Source organism: Paenibacillus sp. MER 180 (genome assembly GCF_023713665.1).
GTDB lineage: Bacteria > Bacillota > Bacilli > Paenibacillales > Paenibacillaceae > Paenibacillus_B > Paenibacillus_B suaedae.
In genome coordinates this window covers 53,369-60,046 of the sequence record NZ_JAMAVT010000030.1, presented here as the reverse complement: position 1 = coordinate 60,046, position 6,678 = coordinate 53,369, and the positions used below count along the sequence as shown (strand labels likewise).

Genomic DNA, 6,678 nt, shown 5'->3' with positions numbered 1-6,678 from the left:
GAGCTATATGACTACGTAAATTGGTTCAACAAACATCGCATCCATGGAACCTTAGGCTATATGAGTCCAGTAGATTACAGAAGATTATCCCTTAAAAAAGCTGTCTGATTTAGTGTTGACAATCCAATAGCAATACTGGCTATGTGATGTTAGGACTTATTGTTGAAAAGGTCAGTGGACAGTCATATGCAAATTATATAGAAGAGCATATTTTTAAGCCAAGCAACATGTTGAATTCGATGTTTACGGTTTCGGCTGGTACACCAAAAGCGGAAGGACATGTAAAGGGGGAAGTCGGACCCGTAATGCACAATTCTGCAGCGTTTGCAGCTGGGGATATCATCTCTACAGTTGAAGATTTAGAACGGTTTGACAGAGCCCTGCGTAATCATGTATTGATAAGCAAAGAATCATCAGAACTGATGAGTACGACGCATGCTAAAAAGTTTCCGTCTCAATATGGATATGGATGGTATACGCAAGATGTCATGGGGAAAAAGGCCGTTGGGCATCCAGGAGGATATCCAAGTGGTTTCCGTCATTATGTTACACGGCTAATGGACGAGGAATTAACAGTGATCGTTCTTAGCAACGAGATGACGGTGAATTCCAAAAAAATCAACCGTAATCTTACATCCATCGTTCTTCAGCAGCCGATTTGGATATGGGAGGAGAAACTTTAAACAAGGAGAATTTAGTAAAACAGATTAATGGTAATCGAAAAATGACGATAGAGATTATTATAAGTAGCAGTTGTCATGTAGGTTCGTTAAATGCCTCACTCGTCCATCCACGCGAGGTGTTTAAATCAGCAATACTTAGTAATGCAGCAAGTGTCATTGTTGCTCATCAGCATCCAAGTGGTGACATAGCGCCATCGAAGGAAGATATTAACGTTACAAAGAGATTAGCCGAAGCTGGAAAGTTACTAGGCATCGAAGTGTAACTTCTAGTGGGAAAGGAGTTTATAGGTGAAAAAAGAGAGTGATCGTTTATATTTCATCGATAATTTAAAAATAGCTTTAATTATGCTTGTAGTAGCTCACCATGCTGGACAAGCTTATGGACCAGGTGGTTGGTGGTTTTTTTTGGATGATGAATCTATCAATTGGTTGGGCAGATTTTTCTCTGTAAATGCAGCATTTTTTATGAGTTTGTTTTTCTTTTTATCAGCCTATTTTCTCCCCCAATCAATCTCAAGAAAAGGGCCGAAACGGTTTTTAAAAGAACGGCTTATTAGAATTGGTATTCCATTACTACTGGGATTTCTCGTGATGATTCCTATTCTGATGTATTTATATTACGTTAATTTCAGAGATTATGAGCCCATCCCATTTTTTTCTTACTATGTTAATATATTTTTTGGACTTGGTAATGAACCCGCGAATTGGACTGGGCCATCATGGCCTGATATGCAATTTGGCCATTTATGGTTTTTAGAGCATTTACTTGTGTATGCGATTGTGTTTTCGGTCTGGACCTTCTTTACATCTAAGAAATTCACACAAAAGTCTGATAGAAACATTAAGGTTTATCAGATTCTCTCCCTGTGGTTGGTCGTTAGTTTAGTGACTTTTATTACAAGGATATGGTTTCCTATTGATCATTGGACAGCTTTTTTAGGATTTATTCAAACTGAGTTTGCACATGTACCACAGTATGTGAGTTTCTTTTGTTTAGGCATTATGGCTTATCATCGCAAATGGTTTTTATCTATGAGTGCGAGAGCAGGATACATCTGGCTTGTTATTGGAATATCAATAGTAACCATTTTGTATTTTGGAGGAAATACGATAGATCCTTTTCTTTTAAAGGGTGGACAAAACTTCGGTTCGTTGGCTCGATCATTAATTGAGACGTTACTGTGTATTTCACTTGTAATCGGTCTTCTAATTTTATTTAGAGAGAAAGTTAACGGCGCTAATCGTTGGTCAAAGAGGTTAGCAAACAATGTATTTGTTGTTTATTTCATCCATATCCCAGTAGTTGTCTTCCTTCAATATACATTGAATGACCTACCAATATCAGTCTGGGCTAAATTTCATATAACGGTATTTTTAGGAATCATTCTAAGCTTTTTGCTAAGTCATTTTGTATGGCGAAAGATTCCATACCTCAAAAGAATGATGTAAAAGGAAATAATTTTTAGATAAGTGAAAAAGCCAGCATTAATGCTGGCTTCAGCGTGTAGACAAAGTATCTTTAGATACAAGGTCTACACGCTTTTTTTGTCGAATACATAAGAGAACAATGTGAACGAGGTGAAAATCATGCTTCATCAGGAAATGGAAGATGGCCGCTATCAGATTGCGGTTGTTGCTTTAGACGAACTGGATCCCCAAGATCATTTGGTTCGTAAAATTGAAAAAGGCATCGACTTCTCCTTCATTTACGACTTGGTAAAAGACCTGTGCAGTGCAGATCAGGGTCGGCCCAGCATTGATCCGGTGGTCCTCATTAAGATGGTCTTCATTCAATATCTGTTCGGCATCGTTCCATGCGCCAAACCATTCGAGAAATCGAAACTAATGTGGCTTACCGCTGGTTTCTCGGCTATGACTTTACCCGGTCCATTCCTCATTTCAGTACCTTTGGCAAAAACTATGTGCGTCGCTTCAAGGATACCGACATTTTCGAGCAGATTTTCAGCCAGATCCTGAAACAGGCCTGCCGCCATAATTTAGTGGATCCCTCCGTACTCTTCATCGATGCGACACACGTAAAGGCCAACGCTAACAAGAAGAAATACATCAAGCAAATGGTGGAACAAGAGGCGAAAAGGTACCAGACTGAGTTGGAAGCGGAACTGAATCGGGACCGGGCAATGCACGGAAAGAAGCCACTACCCCAAAAGTCTGAAGCTGCTGTCAAGGAAGTTAAGGTCAGCACAACCGACCCGGAAAGCGGCTGGTTTGTGAGAAATGAGAAAGAGCAAACCTTTGCCTATTCGGTGCATGCTGCCTGCGACTGAAATGGCTTTATCCTTGGAACAAAGGTCACAGGAGCTCATGTCCACGACAGTAAGATGTTGCTTGAGGTTTTACAAGAAGTTGCAGATAGCTTTGGCTGCCCCCAAGCGGTAGCTGCAGATGCCGGATACAAGACCCCACACATTTGTAAAACGTTGCTGGATAAGCAGATTCGCCCCGTTATGCCCTACACCCGTCCTCATACGAAGGACGGATTCTTCCGGAAGCATGAATACGTCTATGATGAGCATTACGATTGTTATCTCTGTCCGGCTGATCAGGTGTTAATCTATGAGACTACAACCCGGGAAGGATATAAGCAATACCGTTCGAATCCGAGTATTTGCAGAAATTGCCCGTTACGGAGCCAGTGCACGGAGAGCAAAGACGTGATCAAGCGAGTGACCCGTCATGTCTGGGCGAGGTATGTGGAAGAGGTTGACCATCTTAGGCACACATCGGAGAACAAGCAGTTATGTGCTAAACGAAAAGAAACGATTGAACGTGTCTTCGCCGATCTCAAAGAAAAGCATGGCATGCGATGGACCACTTTACGAGGACTTCAAAAAGTGGCCTTGCAGACGATGCTTGTTTTCAGTGCCATGAACCTCAAAAAACTGGCGAATTGGATGTAGAGGAAAAAAGGACCTTTCTCTATTTTCAAGCTCCGAAAACCATTTTTTTTGAAAAAATGCCCCGGTTACTCATGTAACCTGAGGCATTTGTCGACAGTCTGAAAGCACCTAAAGGTGCTTTTTTTATTAATAACATCTAACTGCGAGTGTCTATTACCAGTCTGTACGGTGTGTTAGGATCATAATCCGAAGGGTATCTCCCTCGCACTAATACATACACGTCTTCACCCGGATTAATAGTGGTTGTCAGAAAACGCGGTATTGCAGGACTACCGTAGTTGCCCTCATCTTTGAACGAAATAACTTGTCCGTCATTTTTGAATACAATAAACATCAGATCATACGTTCCACCACTATTAGGTGGGGTAAATAACGCTGCTACTGTACGCATGCCTGGAGTAGTGTTCTTTACATGGTAGAAATCGAGATCATCGGGAGCGTCGAGGTAACCGCCATGCTCATGCACATAGCCAAGGTCAACCTCAATTGCAGTATCAAAGGTATCTGCAACACCTTTTTGCGCAAAAGCAGATGGTGCAAAAGTTAGTAGTAGCACGGAAGTAATCAAGGCTGTTATTACTTTTCTTATTCTCATAAACATTCGCCTCCAAATGCAAAATGAGTCGGCCGAACTCTTGACAAAATATTACCATTTAATCAACCTTCTGGTATATAGTGCGATAGGGCTAATATTTTGTCGGTTATTAAACATTAATGTAATATTCTATAAAGAAAACTTAATCTAAGTGGATTGTGGACATAGCGAGGGTGTAAAATAGAGTATGCCTTTCTCAGTTACTTATATTACTGTTGCTCCAGAATAAATGTAGTGACTTGTACACATAAAGAATCGGAGATATGAAAGAGCGTTCGAACATTCGGAATACAGGGGCTCGGTACACGCTGGAAGCCCCGTTTTATTGAACGGGGCTTCCAGCGTGTAGACAAAGTATCTTTAGATACAAGGTCTACACGCTTTTTTTTTTTGTCGAATACATAAGAGAACAATGTGAACGAGGTGAAAATCATGCTTCATCAGGAAATGGAAGATGGCCGCTGATTGTTATCTCTGACCGGCTGATCAGGTGTAATCTATGAGACTACAACCCGGGAAGGATATAAGCAATACCGTTCGAATCCGAGTATTTGCAGAAATTGCCCGTTACGGAGCCAGTGCACGGAGAGCAAAGACGTGATCAAGCGAGTGACCCGTCATGTCTGGGCGAGGTATGTGGAAGAGGTTGACCATCTTAGGCACACACCGGAGAACAAGCAGTTATATGCTAAACGAAAAGAAACGATTGAACGTGTCTTCGCCGATCTCAAAGAAAAGCATGGCATGCGATGGATCACTTTACGAGGACTTCAAAAAGTGGCCTTGCAGACGATGCTTGTTTTCAGTGCCATGAACCTCAAAAAACTGGCGAATTGGATGTGGAGGAAAAAAGGACCTTTCTCTATTTTCAAGCTCCGAAAACCATTTTTTTTGAAAAAATGCCCCGGTTACTCATGTAACCTGAGGCATTTGTCGACAGTCTGAAGCCAGCATTAATGCTGGCTTTTGTCTTAATAGGATAATGATGTGTCATAAAAATAATGGTTCTTGTTCAACTATCGGGTGCTTTGCTTTAATAAGCTCCATCTACACTTCATTCTCTTCCATCTCTCTAATCGACTCGGCGACCTTGGCCATCATGGAGCATTCAATCCGTTTGCGGAAAACGTCACAACTAAACTCATAGGATCCGTTGATGGAGCCCGTAGCATGCAAGGCATTGGCAGGACATCCGCCACTGCAGTAGAGCTTCGCCCAGCAATCCTTGCACTCCGGCTTCGTGTAGCAATTGCTCTCTTTAAATTGGCACTGCAGCTCAGGACGCGTGATGCCATCCCAGATGTTGCCCATGCTGTACGCTTCATCCCCGACAAACTGGTGGCAAGGGAAGAGCTCGCCCCATGGCGTGACAGCAAGATATTCCGTGCCTGAACCACAGCCCGTGATTCTCTTCTGGATACAAGGCCCTTCTGAAAGATCTAGCATGTAATGATAGAAAGTAAACCCTTTGCCTTGTTCACTGCGCTTAATCATTTCCTTGGCGAGAATTTCGTACTGATTATAAATCTCCGGGAGATCCTTCTCGGTAAGCGCATAGGGTTCCCGTGGATCACAGATGACAGGTTCCATCGAGATTTTGTCAAAACCAAGATCTGCAATATGGAAGATGTCATTGGTGAAGTCGACATTATTCCGCGTATACGTTCCCCGTACATAGTATTCCTGATCTCCGCGCTTTTGGATGAATTCCTGGAACTTCGGTACGATAGAATCATAGCTGCCTTTGCCGGTAACGGTGGTGCGCAGCCGATCATGAACCTCTTTTCTTCCATCCAGACTTAAGACGACATTGTACATTTCCTGATTTAAAAACTCGGTAACTTCATCGTTGAGCAGCATGCCGTTCGTTGTGAAGGTGAAGCGGAATTTCTTCTTCCATTCCTTCTCCTTGCTTCGTGCGTACTTTACAATCTCTTTGACGATTTTCCAAGCCATAAGCGGCTCTCCGCCGAAGAAGTCGATGTCAAGGTTACGGTGATGGCCCGAATTTTCGAGCAGATAATCAATAGCTCTTTGTCCAACCTCTACGCTCATAATTGCTCGATCACCATTGTACTTCCCTTGGCTGGCGAAGCAATACTCGCATGACAAATTGCAAGTATGCGCGACATTGAGACAGAGCGCCTTCACATACGTTTTACGTGTTTTTAAGTGAATAGACAGATCCTCATAAGCATCCTCTGTAAAAAGCTGCTCATTCTTTATAAGTTCCTCGACCTCTGATATTGTATCTCGAATGCTTTCTTCTGGATATTGTTTTTCCTTCATTAAGTCCAGGATTTGTTCGGGTGTTTCCTGTTCATAAAGCGCAATGATCTCATACGCCAGGTCATCAACAACATGCACTGAGCCACTATAGGTATCGATCACGATGTTGTATCCGTTCAGTTGGTATTGATGAATCATACTGCGAATCAAGCTCCTTTTTGTCTACAAATTGCAGGTGGTATCCGTAGAA

Annotated in this window: 4 protein-coding genes and 4 pseudogenes; 6 read left to right on the top strand and 2 right to left on the bottom strand. The window is 42.3% G+C overall.

Annotated features, from left to right (window positions below; all coding sequences use genetic code 11):
• From M3661_RS28595 to M3661_RS28575, 5 genes and pseudogenes are all read left to right on the top strand, one after another.
• Positions 1-108, top strand: a 108-nt coding sequence (locus tag M3661_RS28595) for an IS3 family transposase (RefSeq protein WP_251490544.1), incomplete at its 5' end; no start/stop codon positions are given.
• Between the two features lie 32 nt (positions 109-140).
• A pseudogene (locus M3661_RS28590) lies at positions 141-683 on the top strand (serine hydrolase domain-containing protein); the annotation flags it as partial.
• Positions 684-694: 11 nt separating this feature from the next.
• Positions 695-946 (top strand): annotated as a pseudogene (locus M3661_RS28585) (JAB domain-containing protein); the annotation flags it as partial.
• Positions 947-971: 25 nt separating this feature from the next.
• Complete coding sequence (locus tag M3661_RS28580) at positions 972-2,132, top strand: acyltransferase family protein (protein WP_251490535.1); 1,161 nt, start codon at positions 972-974, stop codon at positions 2,130-2,132.
• 138 nt (positions 2,133-2,270) lie between these two features.
• Positions 2,271-3,604, top strand: a pseudogene (locus tag M3661_RS28575) (IS1182 family transposase).
• 136 nt (positions 3,605-3,740) lie between these two features.
• Here the strand turns inward: M3661_RS28575 and M3661_RS28570 are convergent.
• Positions 3,741-4,199 carry a hypothetical protein gene (locus M3661_RS28570; protein WP_251490531.1) on the bottom strand — a complete coding sequence of 153 codons (459 nt, stop codon included), beginning with the start codon at positions 4,197-4,199 and terminating at the stop codon, positions 3,741-3,743.
• Positions 4,200-4,697: 498 nt separating this feature from the next.
• Between M3661_RS28570 and M3661_RS28565 the strand changes: the two are divergent.
• Positions 4,698-5,144: pseudogene (locus tag M3661_RS28565) on the top strand (transposase); the annotation flags it as partial.
• A 102-nt stretch (positions 5,145-5,246) separates the two neighbouring features.
• Here the strand turns inward: M3661_RS28565 and scfB are convergent.
• Positions 5,247-6,626, bottom strand: coding sequence for a thioether cross-link-forming SCIFF peptide maturase (gene scfB / locus M3661_RS28560; protein ID WP_251490528.1), 1,380 nt, complete (start codon positions 6,624-6,626; stop codon positions 5,247-5,249).
• Between the last annotated feature and the right edge of the window lie 52 nt (positions 6,627-6,678).